The organism is Gilliamella apicola (assembly GCF_003202655.1).
Classification (GTDB): domain Bacteria; phylum Pseudomonadota; class Gammaproteobacteria; order Enterobacterales; family Orbaceae; genus Gilliamella; species Gilliamella apicola_R.
The window spans coordinates 49,463-69,201 of the sequence record NZ_QGLR01000005.1; the positions used below are offsets into that span (position 1 = coordinate 49,463).

The following is a 19,739-nucleotide window of genomic DNA, read 5'->3' on the forward strand; positions in this document are numbered from 1 at the left end:
GTGATTGTTAATCAAAAAGAAAACCATGATGTTAGAGAATTAAATCATGGACGAAGAGTGCTCGACTTTTTAAAATTTGGCTTTATTGCTTTTGTCATCTCAATGTTATTAGTGGTTGCCTCATTTGTAATAATTCTTGTTAAAGGATTCAATCTTGGACAAGATTTTACTGGTGGGACAACGGTTGAATTAACTGTGACTAAACCGATAAATCTTGATGATTTACGCAATAGTTTACGTGATGAAGGCTATCATGAACCAATAGTTCAGTATTATGGAAGCAGTAAGGATATCATCATTCGATTACCAACTACCAACCAGAGCGAAGGTAGTGTATCGTCTGCGATCGATAATGCATTAGGGGTGAAAATTTCAAACTTAGTGCATAAAAATATTGATAGTAACGCTGAAATTAAACGAATTGAATTTGTTGGTCCAACTGTCGGCTCTGAATTAGCTCAAGATGGTATATTAGCGATTTGTGCAGCATTAATTTGTATCCTAATTTATATCGCTTTTCGATTTGAGTGGCGATTTGGTACCGGTGCAGTTGTTGCTTTAGCACATGACGTTGTTATAACCGCAGGATATTTATCCTTATTTAATCGTGAACTAGATTTGACGATTATTGCTGCAATGTTATCCATAATCGGTTATTCGCTTAATGATACCATTGTTGTGTTCGATAGAATTCGTGAGAATTTTAGAAAGATTCGACGAGCATCGCCATACGACGTTATCAACATCTCGTTAACTCAAACATTACACCGAACTTTAATGACATCCGGCACAACTTTAGCGGTAGTTATTATCTTATATATCTTCGGTGGTTCAATGTTAAAAGGTTTCTCTGAAACATTAGGTGTAGGAATTGTGTTAGGGACGATTTCATCAATCTATGTGGCTGCTTATATGTCACTTAAATTGGGTGTTAAACGTGAACACTTTATGCCACCAAAAGTTGAAGTTGAAGGTGCGGATCAAAACGCGATTTTACGTTAATTACTAAAGCTCTGTCATAGTTTGACAGAGCTTTGTTAGATTGTTTTTTAAGCAAATAATATTAAATTATTTGACACTTTCTAACTAGTTGCATATCATTAGCCACAGTTTTATTTCATCCCTTTAGGGGCCATAGCTCAGCTGGGAGAGCGCAACGCTGGCAGCGTTGAGGTCAGGGGTTCGATCCCCCTTGGCCCACCAATTCAATAAACAATAATACTCTTCTAAATTCTTATATCGGCAATGGTGCAGGTTTAAAACAATCACTAGTGGTGATAAGTTCACAATTGACCTTAAACATAAACAACCCTATTCCGGCAAGATTCTAGCGATAGTGTTAGTAATCAACAACGAAGATATGCGATTTAATGAGCGCAATGGTGACATATCTTGGTGAAGAGTAATATTTCACTTTGGCAATCTTATGCCTGAAAGAAGCGTTATTTACCTTTGGTCAGAAAAATAAAGCAAAATAATAGTTTCTCCTCTATTATTAGACTGCTACTAAATGAGTTCGCTAAGAATAATGATGGTAAACAATGATTACATAAACAGCAGTAATCAGCAGAAGTAACGACCGCTACTCAACTCACTGAAGCAACACTTTCCACACTATTTCAATCAGCAACTAGGCGCTTATCTTAATTGCTACAAAGCATTTATCCGCAACCTTGAACTTAGTATCATATATGACCGCATTAGGCGCAATAAAAGCATTTCGATAGCAGGTGCCCGTAAAAATAAAGGCCTGTTGATTCCAATAGAATGTATCGAGTTGGTGAAGATGGCAAACCTGAGATATTGATGCAAGATGGAAGACAATATTTAATACTTGGAGAGAATGGCAAGTATTAAGTAACCATTAAATCACCTTAGGTAATGGCCGTATCCAATGTAGCTCTGTTGTAGAAAACTACGCAAGCAACGTGGAAGTAAGCCAACCGCCTATCGATGTCGAAAACAGCTCATCAGAATGGCTGTTAAACAGCCTGAACAAAAATATCAGAAAACATAAGCAATCATTCCGGTGATGTATGGAACACATGTCTAACATTAACAAATGTTTAGTCGAAATTGTAATTGATATTATTATCTATTTTTCATACTATTACCGAAATTTAATTATCAAGGAGATGGTATGAAAAAAATAATCTTTTTAAGTTTATTTGGCTTGGTTTTAACTGCTTGTAACACGGTGAAGTATAATTATGTAGCCGAAACAAAACAAATAAGCTATCCCGATTTGAATGTTGTTACCAAAACATTTATTGGCGATGATATGGTTAGACAGGGTACAGTAGCGGCAAGGGATGTTGTTTATTTTCCTCAAACTACAGTTGTTAGTGGGATGGTGGATTTTACTATTCATGCCGGAGAGTACCCTAAAGTAGGTGAAGATCAAAAGTATCTGTTTTTTGGTTTAAATGAGTTAAATTCTGGAGTAACAGTAGGAAAATCAGCCTTTGCTGATATACCTGTAGGGATTAGAACTAATAAACACGATAATGACCTATGTATTATTACTGTTAGCGGTGCTTCTTTATGTAAAGGTGATGCTGCATTTTCCTACCAAAAGAAAAATGTAACTTATCAAAACGCGTTCCAGCAGATACTAATCTATAACGGTAAAGTAGGGCATAAGATTAATATTGGGTATAAAGAATTTAATAATGATTTTGCTCGCCCAGCATTTTCAAATAATGTTGAATATGACTTATCAGAATCAAAAGTTATAAGATATAAAGGTGCAGAATTAGAAATAATAAAAGCAACTAATCAATTTATTGAATATAAAGTATTTAGTAATTTCAATCAGAGATAAAAAAGCCTTTTAGAGCTTCTATTTTGTCTATGAATTATATAATGAATTCTAGATGGGTACTGATAATTTGTATTTGACAGATTATTACCTGTGAGTAGCCCAAAATTCACAATTAAAATTTACACAAACCGCCCAAGTGGTGGTTTTTTATTTACCCCAATCCTTAATTAACATACCATTACCCCAAAAGGAGATGGTATGAAAAAGATTTTATTATTAAGCTTGGTCAGTTTCGCTTTATTTGGTTGTGGTGATAATAAGGTGACAAAAGAGTACCTTGTGGGTAAGTGGGACTGCGTCTATAAAGAATATAAAAGTAAATATGATTCTAAACTTAAAAGATATAGTGATTATTCTGAAACTCAAAGCAAACAAGTAATTCAATCATATGAAATTGTTAATGGAATTTTATTATCAAAAACTGAGAATCAAAAAGCTACCGAATTTGATTTGGATTTAATTTATAACAATTTAAATGAGGAAGTTAGAACTAGCATGTGTAATAAAAGGAGTTTTAATCAAAATTTATCAAAAAATACAAACAATAAGTTTACTTATGAACAGGAGACATTTTGCGAAGCCTTTATAAAGTACCCTAAAACTAAAATACTAGCAGTTTGCACAAGAATAAAATAAGGTTGATATAGGAATAAAAGTAAAAGTAAAAGTAAAAGGCATTGACAGATGTATAAAGAGCTTTGATAAAACTATAAAAAGAACAAAAGACAATGCAGTTAGAGCAATGCATGCATCAATGATTGTAGGAGCTACACAAGCAGCAATCTACACGCCTATAGATACATCAACATTAATTAACTCACAATATCGAGAGGTAATTATTAACGTTACTCATATCACTGGCAGAATTGGTTACACTGGGAATTATGTTGCTTATGTCACGAACCTATCTATAAAATTGAAATTTAAGCGCCCTACTGCTAAAAAAGATTTTCTAAATGTGGGCTTAAAAGATATGGAAGCTGAAATACTAAACATCTTTAAACGTGAATTACTTCGTTAAAGTTATCATTACTATAGTAACCGTCTTGATTGGCGGTTTTTTTGTTTTTATGTATAGCAAAAATGTAAATCATGCATAATGCAAATCCTTATACAATAAGGCTTACAAGAAATCATGTGTAGTATGCATAGTTTTTATAGAAATTTATTTTAATGGAGGGGAACTGTAATTTATGATAGACATATAATCTTATATACTTTTGAATAAATGAGTTTATTTAGGTAAATATATGACAAAGGCTTTGTTTAACCAATAAGAAACTGAGAGGGAAAAAACGTCGTTTAAGAGCATTTGAGGCTTGGTCTAAATCTTTCTTGGATTATTTTCCTGAACAAATCACTGAAGATGAACGATATTGGAATATAAAAATTCCTGTTGATATTCGATTGGTGCAAGGAAAGTATACGGATCAAATTACTCAAGCTCAATGCGCTCAATATTTAATTAATGCTACTTATCAGATTTATCAAGCAAAGCCATCAAATCTTAAACATTTTAGAGTTACTTGCGTTATTTGTTTACCCGATATGTTTAGTAGTGAAATTTGTATCTATACTTCAGAAGCGTATTTCAAGTATCAGACAGAAGCTTGGAATAGAGAACAGGAAAAATTAGATACTACGTTAAACAGAAGTTTATCAAAAGAATGGGAATTAATATTGCCTCAAGGTTTTAGTGAGAAAGGTGTTTTAAGAAATGAATTTGATTGGGAAGATAAAGAATATTTTGTTGAACGTTGGTATTTTGGTGAAGTTGGATAATTATTTAAATTTAAAGATTATCTAACTGGATACCGATTGGCTAAACAAATTTTCTCACTGTCAAAATTTTAAATTTGATCTTCAAAAACAACTTCACGAAAGAGACTTTCAAGTAAATTATTATTGTTTGAAATCTAAATACTTTATAGGGGCACTTTTCGTTTTAGGTATTAGTTTAGGTACATGATTGATATTTTAAAAATTCAAATCATAAGATTTGAAATAGTTTGATTAATGTGATGCTGTTTTCCTTGTCTCAATATTTATAATCCATTAAAGCCCATAAAAAATAGAAACCACAATGATAAAACAATTAATTGATACCCATTAAAGTACATTAAAACACATTCATAACCAAATTTTATGGGGTATATTAACGGGTATTTAATGTATCACCTAAAAACGATACCCCACAAGATTAGCAAATACCTTTTTTAAATGCTACCAATTCAATTATATTGAAAATAATTTATCGCGTCTTTTGTCGTTGGTGACATAACTTTGTAACAAGACTGACAAAATTTAGTTGACGCATTTAATTAGTACACTTATTATAAGTGTACTAATTAAATAAATAAGGATTATATATGCAAAAAATTTCTATTTCTTTTGAACTTCCAACCGTCTCCATGCCTCATAAAATTTGGCCATATTTTACTGATTTTTCATTAAGAAAACTTTGGGAAACAGATCTTGAAGAATTTACGATAACAGGTGAAATGAAAAGTGGAGTTAATGGTTTATTTAAACTGGAAAACATGCCTGCCATGAAAGTTGTATTATCTACTGTTCTGATTAATAGAGAATTGACAGAAAGATTTGATATCCCAGATATTGGGGCTTTGTTTTTTTCTCATCAAATAATCGAATATTCAGATAATAAGTATGCGATAAAAGCGGTAATTGAATTAGAACCGACAGTGGAATTATCAAGTAAAGTTTGTTATGATTTTTTGAAGAATATTTCAAATGATATTATAGATAAAGCATTTTTATTAAAAGAGCTGGTAGAAAAATAAGTATGTCCAAAGATAATAGGTTTTCTTCTCAATTTAAACATGATTCGTCAGAATCTATGGGTTTTGTATTTATGAAAACCTATGCAGCTTGGCATAGTTTAATAAAAAATAGTTTGAAACAGTATTCAATAACTCATCCGCAATTTATTATTCTTACCACGTTGGCATATCTTTCAGAACATTGTGATGAAGTTACCCAAGTAACTTTATCTCAACATGCTAATATTGATGTTGTTACAGTATCGCAGATCTTAGATAATTTAGAAAAAAAAACATTAGTTAAAAGAATTACATCAATAAAAGATAGTAGAGCCAAATCTATTCAATTAACTGATAATGGCTATGTTATGGTCAATAAAACTACTCCATTAGTAGAAAAGCTTGATAATCAATTTTTTTCTTGTTTGGGCGAAGATATCTCCTATTTCCATAAAATGTTATTAAAACTGTCATGATATTCTAGAATAGATTAAACTTTGATAGCCATCTACCAGCACTAACCAATTAAAATATTATCTAATTTGTATTCCTTTCGTCGTATTATTATAACAGCTATGGGGGGAGTAAATATCTACAGCTCAATAGCTAAAACACCACCTTTACACATTTCTGCGCAAAAATGCGAAATCAAAGTATTTTTTTAAGATTACTAGATAGAGGGCGTATATTCTTATTGATTGCATGATTAAATACCTGCATACGCTTTCATTTTAACGCTAATCCGATTTTTTAGTTTTTAGAATAATTACACTATGCAATAGGGCACGCTTAATTAAAGAAGGTTCTACCAATTGTAGTATTGCTTAAGTTGTTTTGTAATGACTGCTTTGATGATTTAGCGGCACGTTAGGGAACCAATGAAACAAACAGAAAAGCTAAATTCTTCATTATTTTAATGGTGTATCAAAGACAAGACTAGTTGTATTTGTTAGGCTGTCAATAGTTGATGAAATAGACATTTTTATTAAATATGATAGAGATCCCCCAGACTGTAGCAACCGTTCTAAATTGGTAAGAATGGCGATAATTTAGAAGTAGAATAGAGATGAATAAATTTAAGTTAGTCTTAATTATATTAACTATTTTGTTATTTGGTATTAAGCAATGTGAAAATAGACAAAAACAACGAGCTGATGAACTAATAAAAAAAGTAAAACCATTATTGGATAATCCAGAGCTTTACATTAAGGACATTAAAACTAAAGCAACTGAAAACAGCAAATAAATTTCATGTAAATAAATAGAGGGCTATAATATAGCTAACTGAATAATAAAGTGGGCTAATATTATGAATTATAATCCTATTCATTTGCCAAAAGAGTGCAATGGTATGAGTGATATTCGAGCTGAAATAGATCGAATTGATCACCTAGTGATTGAACTATTATCTACTCGATTTGAATATGTGAAAGAAGCAAGTAAATTTAAGAAAAATACAGTAGATGTGCAAGCTAAAGAGCGTTTTGACAGTATGCTTGAACAACGAAAGCTTTGGGCTAATGAGTTAGGTCTTGATGGTAATGTCATTAAAGAGTTGTATGCTAACTTAGTTAGATATTTTATTGATGAAGAATTAAAGCATTTCCAAAACAGAGAAAAATAATTACGCTAAACGGTTATTAAAAACTTTGATTTTAATGTTTTGATTTCTCGGTTTAATGTTTATTCATTGTATCTAACTTTCCCAACATTATTTATCTAGATAACGTTGGGAATGCGTTAAAAATTATTTTAATAAGCCAGCGCTTTCAATGAATTCAATAACTTTTTCTAATCCTTGTTTCGTCCTTAAATTAGTAAATGCCCATGGTTTATCAATGCGCATTTTATTGGTATCAGATTCCATCACGGCTAAAGAAGCACCGACATAGGGGGCCAGATCAATTTTATTAATGACTAAAAAGTCTGATTTAGTTATACCCGGTCCGCCTTTTCTGGGAATTTTCTCGCCTTCAGCAACATCAATAACGTAAATAGTCAGATCGGCCAATTCAGGACTAAACGTTGCACTAAGATTGTCACCACCACTTTCAATAAAAATAATATCTAAATCGGAAAATTTTTCCATTAACCCCTCAACGGCAGCTAAATTCATTGAAGCATCTTCGCGAATTGCCGTATGTGGGCAGCCACCAGTTTCAACACCAACAATACGTTCTGGCTCTAAAGCTTTTGCATCGGTTAAAATTCGCTGATCTTCTTTTGTATAAATATCGTTGGTGACAACGGCTAATTGATATTTATTGCGCATGGTTTTACAAAGCATTTCAAGCAGGGCTGTCTTACCTGACCCCACCGGTCCCCCAACTCCAATTCTTAGTGGTGTATGAGCAATGGTATTCATAATATCTTCTCTTATTCTATAATTTTAATAACTCGGTTAATTTATGATCTAAATAGTCTAGAGTATTGGTTTTCGTGGCAACTACTGGCAATAGCTACTAAAGGAGAACCCGCGCCAATATCATTATCTTCAATTGCATTCGCCTGAGTAATTATTGAAGGTAATAATGTTGATAACTGATAAATCAGTTGCTGTCCTGCTTGTTGTCCCAAAGGGACTAGTTTTATTGCTGCCATAATATTGCTTTCGAGCCAACTGTAACTCCAACTTATTTGTAGATCTTCTAATGAAATTTTACTGGTCGCTCCATACCAAGCAAATCCAGCAAGTTGTGACTGCATTAATAAATTTTGCCATGGATAAATACCCCCTAGTCCTTGTAGAAATCGAAAAAAAGCTTTGCCTCGTTGCTGCTCTTCAAGTCTTAATTCGCTTGTTTCTCGTTGACGTAGTAAATTTTTGAGCCAATCACTAAAACCTTGTTCATCTTGATGAATGCTACAACGATAAAGTCGAGCTAAAATAGGTAAGTCACAGAATAGCAATGTGCTATACATTTGCTGTATTAACCAATCTTTAGTTTCGATTTGATTGGTTACCCATTTGGCTTCAACCGCCCATTCTAATCCTTGAGAATAGGTGAATCCGCCAACCGGTAAGTTGGCACTGGCTAATTGTAAGTTACGTAAATATTCAAGCATATTTTTTATCTTAATGGTGATGGTGACCGATAGCACTACTTTGATAGGCACCGGCTTCAGGTTCAAATGGTGCCTGTTCAACAACAACCTTAATACCTAATTGTGTTAACATTTCATCAAGTACATGATCATGTTGATAACGAACAAAGTCTGCGGCAATTTGTAATGGAACATGTCGATTACCTAAATGGTAACATGCTCTGGCTAATAACAATTTATCATTGCAGTAGGCTGTCGATACGGTTTCGTTTGCCGCCAACACTTCAATAATCATTGAGTCATCTTCGGTTGCAAGATAATCACCACCGCGAATCAATAAACCTCTAGGTAATATAACACCTGCTTCCTGTCCACTTTTAAGCACAATTTTAATGCGACTTTTTATGCGGCTATCAATATTTAATATGGTACTATCATTGACTGATTGTAGTTGTCTTTCTGTTAATGGTTTAGTAATGATTTTTGTAAAAATTATCATAATGTTGAATTCCAATTCATTAAAATAAAAAATATCTTTGCGCCATTGGTAATATAGAAGCAGCTTCACAACTTAGTAAGTGATTATCCGCTTTAACTTCATACGTTTGGGCATCAACTTCAATATTGGGTTGCCATGCATTATGTAGCATGTCTTGTTTTTTAATCTGTCGGCAATTTTTTGCCACACCAATCAAACTTTTTAATCCTAAATTTTGCGCTACATTTAAATCGGCAGCCGCTTGCGAAATAAATGTCATTCTGGATAAAGAGCCTGCTTTACCTAAGGTTGCAAACATTGGGCGATAGTGTACCGGTTGTGGTGTGGGAATTGAGGCATTAACATCACCCATTTCGGCGTAAGCTATCATTCCTGCTTTAAGAATTAAACTAGGTTTGACACCAAAAAAAGCGGGTTGCCAAATGACAAGATCGGCTAATTTTCCTACTTCTATAGATCCTACTTCATGACTGATTCCATGGGTAATAGCAGGATTTATCGTGTATTTAGCCAGATAGCGTTTAACCCTAAAATTATCATTTTGTTCATTATCTGGAGGTAATGCACCACGTTGTACTTTCATTTTATGAGCTGTTTGCCATGTTCTTATAATAACTTCGCCCACACGCCCCATAGCTTGTGAATCTGATGAGATCATCGAAAATGCACCTAAATCATGTAGTATATCTTCTGCGGCAATGGTTTCTCTGCGTATCCTTGATTCAGCAAAAGCGACATCTTCTGCAATTCCGGCATCGAGATGGTGACAAACCATCAACATATCTAAATGTTCATCTATGGTATTGATGGTATAAGGGCGGGTAGGATTAGTCGAGGAAGGTAAAATATTTGCATAACCACAGGCTTTAATGATATCCGGTGCATGACCACCTCCGGCTCCTTCTGTATGATAAGTATGAATGGTTCTATCGCCAATGGCCGCTAAGGTGTCTTCAACAAAACCTGACTCATTAAGGGTATCGGTATGAATAGCAACTTGTACATCCATTTTATCTGCTACATCAAGGCAATTACTAATTGCTTGTGGTGTTGATCCCCAGTCTTCATGTAATTTTAAACCAATAGCGCCAGCATTGACTTGTTCGATTAATGGTTCGATAACACTGCAATTACCTTTAGCTAACAATCCAATATTCACAGGTAAATTATCACAGGCTTGTAACATTTTTTCGATATGCCATTTGCCCGGAGTGCAGGTGGTTGCGTTGGTTCCTGTTGCCGGGCCGGTACCACCACCGATAAATGTGGTTATTCCTGAGCAAATAGCTTCTTCGGCTTGTTGTGGGCATATGAAATGGATATGAGAGTCAATTCCGCCTGCTGTAACAATGCTATTTTCGCCAGCAATAATTTCAGTGCTAGCGCCAATAGCGATGGTTATATCTGGTTGTATATCTGGATTTCCCGCTTTACCAATAGCTAAAATACGTCCATTTTTAATGCCAATATCAGCTTTAACAATTCCCCAATGATCAATGATTAAAGCATTGGTTATTACAACATCCGCAACCAAATCTGCACATAATTGACTTTGTCCCATACCATCACGAATTACTTTACCGCCACCAAATTTAACCTCTTCACCATAAGTAGTGAAATCTTGCTCAACTTGTATCCATAACTCGGTGTCGGCTAAGCGAACTTTATCTCCGGTGGTTGGGCCAAACATTTCTGCATACGCTTGTCTAGAAATATTACTCATTTTCAATTCCTTTATTATCTAATGCACCCATTACTGCGCCTTGGAATCCATACACTTGCCTTTTACCAGCCAGTTCAACTAGCGCTACAGTACGGCTTTGGCCTGGCTCAAACCGTACAGCTGTACCGGCTGCAATATCTAAGCGATATCCATAGCTTTTGGCTCGCTCAAATTTTAAGGCTTGATTAACCTCGAAAAAATGATAATGAGAACCTATTTGAATCGGTCTATCACTATGATTAGCAACTGTTATTTGAATGGTTTTGCGATTTTTATTTAATTCAATATTACCCGCTTGTACAATCACTTGGCCTGGAATCATATAATTTACCTTTTAAATAATAGGATTATGAACAGTAACTAATTTAGTACCATCAGGAAATGTTGCTTCAACCTGAACATCTTGGATCATATCGGCAACGCCCTCCATTACGTCGTTACGCGTTAAGACCTTTCGTCCTAAATTCATTAATTCAGTAACGGTTAAACCATCTCTAGCACCTTCTAAAATTGCGGCACTAATTAGTGCTATTGATTCAGGATAATTTAATTTTACCCCTCGTGCTTTTCGCCTTTCGGCTAGTAGTGCTGCTGTAAATAGTAATAATTTGTCTTTTTCTCTCGGTGTTAATTTCATTGTTTTTTTCTCATCATATTTATAAAAAGTAATTTAGGTCGCCCAAATTCGAGGTGGGCATGCAGGTAGATTGATAATTAATGGCCGTAATAACGACCATAATCGCTGTAAATATTGCTGACAAATCTGATTGTCATTGGCCAACAAACGAACGATTAATAATTGTCCTAGAGCCGTTGCGCCTATTGGAATAATGCTATCTTCAAGCCGTTTTTGTACTAGTTGTAAAATGGCAGGCTCAATAGGGTAGGCAAATAAAGTCGCACTATATGGGTAATTACCTATAGGGGCACAATTACCATTAATAATTTTTAAGTGCTCATCAAGACCTAATTCATCAGGTAAATTAATTGTCAGACGGCTTTTGATATTACCTTGTTGAAATTTTTCATGCATAACTGGTCGACCAAAGCACAAATTTTCCCAACCTAGCAATCGACTTCCTAAAGCTAAATTAAATTCAGTTGTTAAATTAGCGTTGCTGCCATTAAAAAAAATATTTTCTTGAGGTAGCCATTCAATAATACTATCTGATGCTAAAGTCACTTTTTGTTTTAACTGCGCAATATTATTGTGACTACGATAATATTTACTGGCTCCGGGCATAGTCATTAATAGATGGCTTTCGTGATCTAAAAAAATATCAAGCTCAAGTTTATCGCCCCCCACAATTCCCCCCGGAGGATGGAGTAAATATATATGGCAAGGTTTTCCTTCCGGATAGAATGGCCGTTGTATAGTTAAAGGTCCCTGTTGCTGACGGTCAATTAACTCAGTACGCCATTGCTCATCATTCGCTAGACGATCAGCAAAAGATAGCGATAGTTTGCCTAGCCAGCCATCAGTGACAGTTTTATCTTCATTATTTTGAATCATACTGTTAAATAATTTTTGATTAAATTTGGTGTTAATTGTGCTAAGCAACCATTGGCAATATTACGTCCACGATCAAGCAAATAAAAATCATCAGCAACCATTTGAATAAAAGGTAATTTTTGTTCGACCAATAGTACAGTTAAGCCTAGTTCATGATTAAGTCGATTAATGATCGAACCTATCTCATGTACGATATTGGGTTGAATCCCTTCAGTCGGTTCATCTAAAATTAATAAAGAAGGTTCGATAACCAGTGCTCTACCAATGGCTAATTGCTGTTGCTGTCCTCCAGACAGATCGCCGCCACGACGGTTTCTCATCTCTTTTAATACCGGGAATAACGAATAAACTAAATCAGGTATTTTTGCTGCCCGTGATCTTTTAGCCGCAAGACCAACTCGCAAATTCTCTTCAACAGTTAATTGCGAAAAGATTTGTCTTCCTTGTGGCACATATCCTATCCCCATATAGGCACGAGTCTCGATAGATTTATGGGTGATATCGGTGTCTTTAAATTGTATAGTGCCTTTTTTGATTTTTAAATTTCCCATAATAGACTGTACCAGCGTGGTTTTACCAACTCCATTACGTCCCATGAGACAAGTACATTTACCTTTAGCTAAAGAGAGATCGATATCCCATAAAATATGCGTCTGCCCATAGAATTGATTTATGTTAGATAATTTAAGCAACATTAACGTTCCTCCCTGTGGTAGATTGTCCTAAATAGACTTCAATCACTTTAGGATTATTCTGTACTTGCTCCATATTACCTTCGGCCAAGATTGAACCCTGATGTAATACCGAAACCGTTTTGGCAATTTGGCGAACGAAATCCATATCATGTTCAACCACAACTAATGTATGTTTGCCGGCTAACGAATTTAATAACTCTGCGGTTTTATCCATTTCTTGAGTTGTCATCCCAGCAACGGGCTCATCAACTAACAGCAGTTGAGGCTTTTGCATTAATAACATTCCCAATTCTAACCACTGTTTTTGTCCATGAGATAAAATAGCGGCAGATTCATTACGCATCTCCATTAAACCGATTAGTAAAAGTATCTCTTCTATCTGTTCTTGTTCTATCTGGTTAACTTGATGGCGAAGAGTATGCCAAACTGTTTTTTTTCCAGCATTGGCTATCATTAAATTATCATTCACAGTTAATGCTTCAAATACTGTCGGTTTTTGAAATTTACGCCCGATGCCAGCTTGGGCAATTTGTGGTTCATCCATGGTTAATAAGTTAAGTTTTTGACCAAACCAAGCGGTACCAGATTGTGGTTTGGTTTTACCTGTGATTACATCCATCATGGTGGTTTTACCGGCGCCATTAGGGCCAATAATGCAGCGTAATTCACCCTGTTTAATATAAAGATTCAATTCATTTATCGCTTTAAAACTATCAAAGCTAACGTTAATTCCTTCTAAATAAAGAATAATACCTTTAGTGGTATCTAAATCGGGTTGCGGTGGCGCTTCATAATCTTTAAGAAATGAGGAGGCCGATTTTAAATTTTGCTTTAGTGGATTTTTATTCATAAACTTGCCTCCTGTGGTTTTAGTTGCGGTTTTTTCGAATGAGTTAGCTTGAGTAAACCAACAATACCTTTTGGTAAAAATAGGGTAACTAATACAAACAGCAGACCTAAAGCAAATAACCATTCGTCAGGGAACCATACGGTGAAAAGTGATTTACAATAATTGACTAAAAATGCACCAACGATGGCGCCATATAAAGTCGCTCGACCACCAACAGCAACCCAAACGACAATTTCAATTGAATTAAGTGGTAAAAATTCAATGGGTGTGATGATTCCGACTTGTGGTACATATAAGGCACCAGCAATACCGGCTAATACTGCCGAAAAAGTAAAAACTGCCAATTTGACATTTTCAACGCGATAACCGACAAACCTAACGCGCGCTTCTGCATCGCGAATGGCAATAATCACTTTACCTAATTTGCTTTTGATTAATTGATAACAGATTAGATAACTAATAACTACCACAATTAGCGTAATGAGTAATAACATTACTCGCATCCCATTACTAGTAATTGAAAAGCCTAATAAATATTTGAAGTTAGTTAGACCATTATCGCCACCAAAACCCATCTCATTGCGTTGAAATGCCAACATCAATGCAAAGGTAAGGGCTTGGGTGATGATTGACAGATAAACACCCGAAACGCGAGAACGAAATGTCATATAACCGAATATAAAAGCCAATAAGCCAGGTATTAGCATAACCAGTAGCAAAGTAGATAAGAAATTATCGGTTCCCATCCAGTACCAAGGTAAATTTTGCCAATTAATAAATGAGGCAAATTCAGGTAAAGTGGTTGAGCCATTTTCACCTTGTACAGATAAATACATTCCCATCATATAACCACCTAGGGCAAAAAAGGCACCGTGGCCTAAACTTAGAATACCTAAATAACCCCAAACTAAATCAACTGATAACGCAAGTAAGGCATAACATAAGTACTTACTGACTAAAATAATGGTCTGATTTCCGACATAAAACAGGCTATTGGTTGGGAAAAAAAGATTAGCTATCACTAAATAGATGACTAATAAAGTTAGGCAAAATAGTACATAACGCCCATTATCTTGATTAAAATATTTCGTTAACATATTTATCCCTCTACAGCTCGACCACGTTGTGGGAAAAGACCACGAGGTCGTTTTTGAATAAATAGTACTAAACTAATAAGTACCATAATCTTAGCTAACATGGCTCCGGTAATTGGTTCTAAAAATTTATTGGCTAATCCTAAAGTTAAACCGGCTATTAACGTCCCCCATAAATTACCAACACCGCCAAATACCACCACCATAAATGAATCAATAATATAATTTTGCCCAAGATTAGGACCAACATTGGTGATTTGTGATAGCGCAACTCCCGCAAGCCCGGCAATGCCTGAACCTAGCCCAAAGGTTAATGCATTTACCCAGCTAGCTTTAACCCCTAAACATCTTGCCATTAGTGGATTCATCGAAATAGCCCGGACATTTAGTCCTAAAGATGTTTTTTTCATAATTAATAGCAGAACAATAAAAATAGTTAAGCTAAAGCCAATAACATATAGTCGATTAATCGTGAGTGATAAAAAGTCATTGACCTGAATTGAACCTTGCATCCAACTTGGCGTGATTATCGCTTTATTTAATGGTGAAAATAGGGTTCTAAATAATTGTTGTAATAGTAGGCTAATACCAAAAGTGGCGAGTAGGGTTTCGAGTGGTCTACCATATAGATATTTAATGACACTGATTTCGATTAACATGCCAACCGCACCACATACTAAAAATGCAGCAGGGACAGATAGAATTAACGCTATACCAGGATAGTTAGGCAATAGTTGTTGCATTACATAGGTGGTATATGCACCAATCATAATTAATTCACCATGCGCCATATTAATCACGCCCATAACTCCAAACGTGATGGCTAAGCCAATTGCTGCAAGCACAAGTACTGCACCTAAACTAATGCCAAAATAGACTTGTTCAGTTTTTTCATAAATCGCTTTTTTTTGAGTTATTTTATTAAGTAGGCTTTGCGCTTTTTCTTTAACTATTGGCGAACCCTCTATTGATGTCAATTGTTGCAGTTTTTGTACAAATATAGGATTAGTGACATTACTAAGTTGGGTAAGTAGAACTAAACATTCGTTTTGCTGACAATTCTCAAGTTTTGCAAATGCTAATGCCTCAAGTAATCGTTGTTTAACTTCACTATCTTGCTCTAGTGCTAACCTTTCAACAATGATATTTATTTGTGACGGTGATTGAATATGTCCAAAAAGCGCTTTTGCTGCATTACGTCTTGTTGGAATGGTATTACTACTAAGTTTGATTTGGAGTTGGTATTGAGCAACTAACTGGCGAATGTTATTGTTTATAGTAATACGTTTAAACTGGTTTTTAGGTAGATCAATAACTTGTTTATTACGCCAATTAATAAATTGATTATCCTGTTTAATGGCAAGTGTACTATTGGAATCCAACCAATATAAGTTACCCTCAACTAATGCAGTGAAAAGTGGCTGTATTGATGCATCATTTTCCTTAATCATTTCACTGATTAATTGTTGTTTTTCAGTCAAGGAACCTTTGGCTAACCGCTGGGCAAATTGGTCAGGTAGCGCTGCTGTTGCTAGATTGGTGATCATCCATAACAGACATATCAATATCATTCTTCTCATTATTTATTCCTATTCTTCTGCTTGCTATATTGATTAACCGATTATGCATTGAGAACTTTATTACAGATAAATGGTGAGAGTGACTCACCATGCATAATATTTAGGATTCGAGATGATTAATCTTTTAGGCAAACTTTTTTACTCACATCATATTTACCGCATGCCAACGGTGTTCGCCAATCGGCAATCATTGATTTTGAACCGGGTAAATAATCTGACCATTCATCACCGACAATCGTACCAGCTGACTTATATACCACTTCAAATTGACCATCGTCTTGAATTTCGCCAATCATAATAGGTTTAGTGATGTGATGATTTGGCATCATCACGGCATAACTACCGGTTAAATTCGGTACTGTTACGCCAATTAATGCGTTTTGAACAGCAGTTGGATCATCTGTGCCCGCTTTTTCTACCGCTTTCACCCACATATTAAAGCCGATATAGGTGGCTTCCATTGGGTCGTTGGTTACTCGCTTATCACTTTTAGTAAAAGCGTGCCAGTTATTAATAAATTCACTATTTAAATCATTATCAATTGATTGAAAATAGTTCCAAGATGCTAAATGACCAACTAATGGAGCCGTATCAATACCAGACAACTCTTCCTCACCTACTGAAAAAGCAATTACCGGTAGTTGGTCTGCGCTAATACCTTGGTTAGATAATTCTTTATAAAAAGGAACATTAGCATCACCATTAATAGTTGAAATCACAGCGGTCTTTTTTCCCGCTAAACCAAATTTTTTAATATCAGCAATGATAGATTGCCAGTCAGAATGGCTAAATGGCGTGTAGTTAATCATTATGTCACTATCTTTTACGCCATAATGATCTTTAAGATAAGTTTCTAAAATTTTGTTGGTGGTTCTAGGATAAACATAATCAGTACCGACTAATACCCAACGTTCAATATTAAATTCTTTTTGCAAATAATCCACAGCAGGAATTGCTTGTTGATTTGGTGCTGCACCGGTATAAAAGATATTTTTGGATGATTCCTCACCTTCATATTGAACAGGATAAAATAAAATACCATTAAGTTCTTCAAAGATAGGTAATACCGATTTTCTTGATACAGAAGTCCAGCAACCAAATACCGCTGATACCTTATCTTTGGCGAGTAAATCACGTGATTTTTCTGCAAAAAGGCTCCAGTTTGATGCGGGATCAACTACCACGGCTTCTATTTGTTTACCTAACACACCACCTTTTTTGTTTTGTTCTTCTACCAGCATTAATAGGGTATCTTTTAAAGTACTTTCTGATATTGCCATTGAGCCAGAAAGTGAATGTAATACCCCGATTTTTATGGTATTTTCGGCGGCATAGATTAGATTAGCGGTAAATAATCCTGCGGCGAGAAACGTTAACTTAATGGTGGTATTTATTTTGCTCGTGATTGACATACTATTACCTCTTTATACATAAAAAATAGTGGTGATTTATTTATTGTTATTTAAAGTAATGCAAAAGTTATGCCAAATAGTTAAAGACCAAGTTTTTTAAATTACTAGACCTAAACCTAAACTATTTTCTAGTAGGGATAAAAGTTTATTTTATAAGCTAGCAACCACGGTTTTGTGAACGTATAAACAGTATTAATAAAAATGAATAACGCACTTTATTTGCGCGCATGAGCTAAATTGGTGCAGGCATAATATGCTTTTTGACCCAAGCCTATAGTATTGTTATCATTTATAATTAATAAATGATAACAAATGAAGAGTAGTCAGATATGAATTACGAAAACAAACAACAACTATTGGATGAAATTAATAAAACCGCCAAGCTATTTATCGATGAATTCAGTGAACTATCTGAATCTGATAAAGATAAATTTATTGAAGGTGTCGACCGAACCCCAGCGCAGATGATTGCCTATCAATTAGGATGGTTAGATCTGGTCAAATCTTGGGATGATGATGAATTGGCCGGAAAAACGCCAGTTTTACCTGCTGAAGGGTATAAATGGAATCAGTTAGGCGAGCTATATCAACACTTTTATCATATTTATCAAGATTATTCGTTACAACAACTTATTGAATTATTCAAACAGAAACTGGCGATTTGGAATAGTTGGATAGCATCATTAGATGATAATACGCTTTTTACTAAAGATGCCCGCAATTGGACTAAACCTTACCCTTCAGCATGGCCTGTTGCACGTTTTATCCACATCAATTCTGTTGCGCCATTTAAATCCTTTAGAACTAAAATTAGGAAATGGAAAAAGCTAAATTTAAATCAATAAAATCATAAAAAGTTTTGCAAAAGAGAGAGGAAAATTATGGCTTTTTCAGAATTAGAAAAAAAACAACTTTTAGAGCTGAAATACGTTGGCGATAAAATAGTAGAAAGATTACAACAAATGGAATTTGATTCCTTTGAAAAATTACGTAAGACCAACTTAGATGAAATATTAAATAAAGGCGCTTTATTGACAGGATCATCATGTTGGAAAAATAGCCATCAAGCTAAAACCGCAATCCAAAATATTTTGGCTTTGGTTAATCAAAGTTAATTAATATTCGATTTTAACTAATTGTTATTATGTTTATCCCTATGTGTATAGGTGGAATGTCTACACTTTTTCATACAACAAAATTAAGGGGTAACTGTTTATTAAATGCCATCGGCGTCAAATAACCTAATGGTGAATGCCGCCGATTGTTGTTGTACCAATATGCATAAGCAGAAAAACGTTGTCGTAGTTCATTCGTATTGGTGAATATCTTATTTTTGATAAATTCAGTTTTAATTGTCATAAATGTCGCTTCAGCAACGGTATTATCCTAGAGGGTGACGTTTGATATCCTCAAACAGCTATATTTGCATTTATTGTTCAATATTCATGCGATGAATTAGCTTAAATTTTATTCGCTATTAGACCAATCATATAATTGCCTTATGTTTTTAAAGCACCTATAATCAAGTCAATAACATTATCGATTATCGGTGTTGATTAAGAGGTCAAGATGACTAAGCTTGCACTATCAGACTGGCGTCAAATAACAGCCACGGCAAAGATGCCGCTTTACGCTGTGTTATCGAATGTCAGTGATGCGCAGTCAGTGAAAAACTATTATGTGACTGATGGCTCGCAAACTCCTCATGGGCTTTATACCGGTAC

General features: G+C 34.8%; 23 protein-coding genes, 1 tRNA gene and 1 pseudogene. 12 read left to right on the plus strand and 13 right to left on the minus strand.

The annotated features are described in order from the left end of the window. Window positions 1-3: 3 nt before the first annotated feature. From secF to DKK70_RS02240, 10 genes are all read left to right on the plus strand, one after another. The gene (gene secF, locus DKK70_RS02195) at window positions 4-1,002 is read left to right on the plus strand and encodes a protein translocase subunit SecF (RefSeq protein WP_110432566.1); all 999 of its coding nucleotides are present in this window, start codon (window positions 4-6) and stop codon (window positions 1,000-1,002) included. A gap of 126 nt (window positions 1,003-1,128) precedes the next feature. Continuing rightward, window positions 1,129-1,203: transfer RNA gene (locus tag DKK70_RS02200), tRNA-Ala, on the plus strand. A gap of 937 nt (window positions 1,204-2,140) precedes the next feature. After that, window positions 2,141-2,824, plus strand: coding sequence for a hypothetical protein (locus tag DKK70_RS02205; protein WP_034883423.1), 684 nt, complete (start codon window positions 2,141-2,143; stop codon window positions 2,822-2,824). 198 nt (window positions 2,825-3,022) lie between these two features. Further along, window positions 3,023-3,460: a hypothetical protein gene (locus tag DKK70_RS02210; RefSeq protein WP_110432549.1), complete on the plus strand. Its 438-nt coding sequence runs from the start codon at window positions 3,023-3,025 to the stop codon at window positions 3,458-3,460. 106 nt (window positions 3,461-3,566) lie between these two features. Next, window positions 3,567-3,845: an HK97 gp10 family phage protein gene (locus DKK70_RS02215; protein ID WP_110432550.1), complete on the plus strand. Its 279-nt coding sequence runs from the start codon at window positions 3,567-3,569 to the stop codon at window positions 3,843-3,845. A gap of 314 nt (window positions 3,846-4,159) precedes the next feature. After that, window positions 4,160-4,606: a DUF3916 domain-containing protein gene (locus tag DKK70_RS02220; protein WP_181415889.1), complete on the plus strand. Its 447-nt coding sequence runs from the start codon at window positions 4,160-4,162 to the stop codon at window positions 4,604-4,606. A gap of 587 nt (window positions 4,607-5,193) precedes the next feature. After that, window positions 5,194-5,625, plus strand: a complete 432-nt coding sequence (locus tag DKK70_RS02225) for a hypothetical protein (protein WP_110432552.1) — start codon at window positions 5,194-5,196, stop codon at window positions 5,623-5,625. Between the two features lie 71 nt (window positions 5,626-5,696). Then, window positions 5,697-6,080, plus strand: coding sequence for a MarR family winged helix-turn-helix transcriptional regulator (locus tag DKK70_RS02230; RefSeq protein ID WP_219999656.1), 384 nt, complete (start codon window positions 5,697-5,699; stop codon window positions 6,078-6,080). Window positions 6,081-6,670: 590 nt separating this feature from the next. Continuing rightward, window positions 6,671-6,850 (plus strand): hypothetical protein, encoded by a 180-nt coding sequence (locus DKK70_RS02235; protein WP_034883415.1) that lies wholly within the window; start codon window positions 6,671-6,673, stop codon window positions 6,848-6,850. Window positions 6,851-6,913: 63 nt separating this feature from the next. After that, the gene (locus DKK70_RS02240) at window positions 6,914-7,228 is read left to right on the plus strand and encodes a chorismate mutase (protein ID WP_110432554.1); all 315 of its coding nucleotides are present in this window, start codon (window positions 6,914-6,916) and stop codon (window positions 7,226-7,228) included. Window positions 7,229-7,351: 123 nt separating this feature from the next. Here the strand turns inward: DKK70_RS02240 and ureG are convergent, their stop codons facing one another. The 12 genes from ureG to urtA form a co-directional block, all read right to left on the minus strand. Continuing rightward, window positions 7,352-7,969, minus strand: coding sequence for an urease accessory protein UreG (ureG, locus tag DKK70_RS02245; RefSeq protein WP_110432555.1), 618 nt, complete (start codon window positions 7,967-7,969; stop codon window positions 7,352-7,354). Between the two features lie 41 nt (window positions 7,970-8,010). Continuing rightward, window positions 8,011-8,679 (minus strand): urease accessory protein UreF, encoded by a 669-nt coding sequence (locus DKK70_RS02250; protein ID WP_375334962.1) that lies wholly within the window; start codon window positions 8,677-8,679, stop codon window positions 8,011-8,013. 1 nt (window position 8,680) lies between these two features. After that, window positions 8,681-9,148 (minus strand): urease accessory protein UreE, encoded by a 468-nt coding sequence (gene ureE / locus DKK70_RS02255; protein ID WP_034883410.1) that lies wholly within the window; start codon window positions 9,146-9,148, stop codon window positions 8,681-8,683. 19 nt (window positions 9,149-9,167) lie between these two features. Beyond that, window positions 9,168-10,871: an urease subunit alpha gene (ureC, locus tag DKK70_RS02260; protein ID WP_110432557.1), complete on the minus strand. Its 1,704-nt coding sequence runs from the start codon at window positions 10,869-10,871 to the stop codon at window positions 9,168-9,170. Continuing rightward, complete coding sequence (locus DKK70_RS02265) at window positions 10,864-11,193, minus strand: urease subunit beta (protein ID WP_110432558.1); 330 nt, start codon at window positions 11,191-11,193, stop codon at window positions 10,864-10,866. The genes ureC and DKK70_RS02265 overlap by 8 nt, the downstream gene beginning before the upstream one ends. Before the next feature lie 12 nt (window positions 11,194-11,205). Next, the gene (ureA, locus tag DKK70_RS02270) at window positions 11,206-11,508 is read right to left on the minus strand and encodes an urease subunit gamma (protein WP_065577752.1); all 303 of its coding nucleotides are present in this window, start codon (window positions 11,506-11,508) and stop codon (window positions 11,206-11,208) included. A 33-nt stretch (window positions 11,509-11,541) separates the two neighbouring features. After that, window positions 11,542-12,384, minus strand: coding sequence for an urease accessory protein UreD (locus DKK70_RS02275; RefSeq protein WP_110432567.1), 843 nt, complete (start codon window positions 12,382-12,384; stop codon window positions 11,542-11,544). Then, complete coding sequence (gene urtE / locus DKK70_RS02280) at window positions 12,381-13,076, minus strand: urea ABC transporter ATP-binding subunit UrtE (protein WP_110432568.1); 696 nt, start codon at window positions 13,074-13,076, stop codon at window positions 12,381-12,383. The genes DKK70_RS02275 and urtE overlap by 4 nt, the downstream gene beginning before the upstream one ends. Next, a complete protein-coding gene (urtD, locus tag DKK70_RS02285; RefSeq protein ID WP_065577750.1) occupies window positions 13,069-13,929 on the minus strand; it encodes an urea ABC transporter ATP-binding protein UrtD in 861 nt (286 codons plus the stop codon). The genes urtE and urtD overlap by 8 nt, the downstream gene beginning before the upstream one ends. After that, window positions 13,926-15,026 (minus strand): urea ABC transporter permease subunit UrtC, encoded by a 1,101-nt coding sequence (urtC, locus tag DKK70_RS02290; protein ID WP_110432559.1) that lies wholly within the window; start codon window positions 15,024-15,026, stop codon window positions 13,926-13,928. The genes urtD and urtC overlap by 4 nt, the downstream gene beginning before the upstream one ends. 2 nt (window positions 15,027-15,028) lie before the next feature. Beyond that, window positions 15,029-16,603, minus strand: a complete 1,575-nt coding sequence (urtB, locus tag DKK70_RS02295) for an urea ABC transporter permease subunit UrtB (protein ID WP_110432560.1) — start codon at window positions 16,601-16,603, stop codon at window positions 15,029-15,031. A gap of 116 nt (window positions 16,604-16,719) precedes the next feature. Further along, window positions 16,720-18,015: an urea ABC transporter substrate-binding protein gene (urtA, locus tag DKK70_RS02300; RefSeq protein WP_110432561.1), complete on the minus strand. Its 1,296-nt coding sequence runs from the start codon at window positions 18,013-18,015 to the stop codon at window positions 16,720-16,722. 329 nt (window positions 18,016-18,344) lie between these two features. Here urtA and DKK70_RS02305 point away from each other — a divergent pair, with 329 nt between their 5' ends. Both DKK70_RS02305 and DKK70_RS02310 read left to right on the plus strand, forming a co-directional pair. Next, window positions 18,345-18,860 carry a ClbS/DfsB family four-helix bundle protein gene (locus tag DKK70_RS02305; protein ID WP_110432562.1) on the plus strand — a complete coding sequence of 172 codons (516 nt, stop codon included), beginning with the start codon at window positions 18,345-18,347 and terminating at the stop codon, window positions 18,858-18,860. A gap of 36 nt (window positions 18,861-18,896) precedes the next feature. Next, window positions 18,897-19,130, plus strand: a complete 234-nt coding sequence (locus DKK70_RS02310) for a helix-hairpin-helix domain-containing protein (RefSeq protein ID WP_110432563.1) — start codon at window positions 18,897-18,899, stop codon at window positions 19,128-19,130. Window positions 19,131-19,200: 70 nt separating this feature from the next. Here DKK70_RS02310 and DKK70_RS02315 read toward each other — a convergent pair. Continuing rightward, a pseudogene (locus DKK70_RS02315) lies at window positions 19,201-19,389 on the minus strand (IS3 family transposase); the annotation flags it as partial. Between the last annotated feature and the right edge of the window lie 350 nt (window positions 19,390-19,739).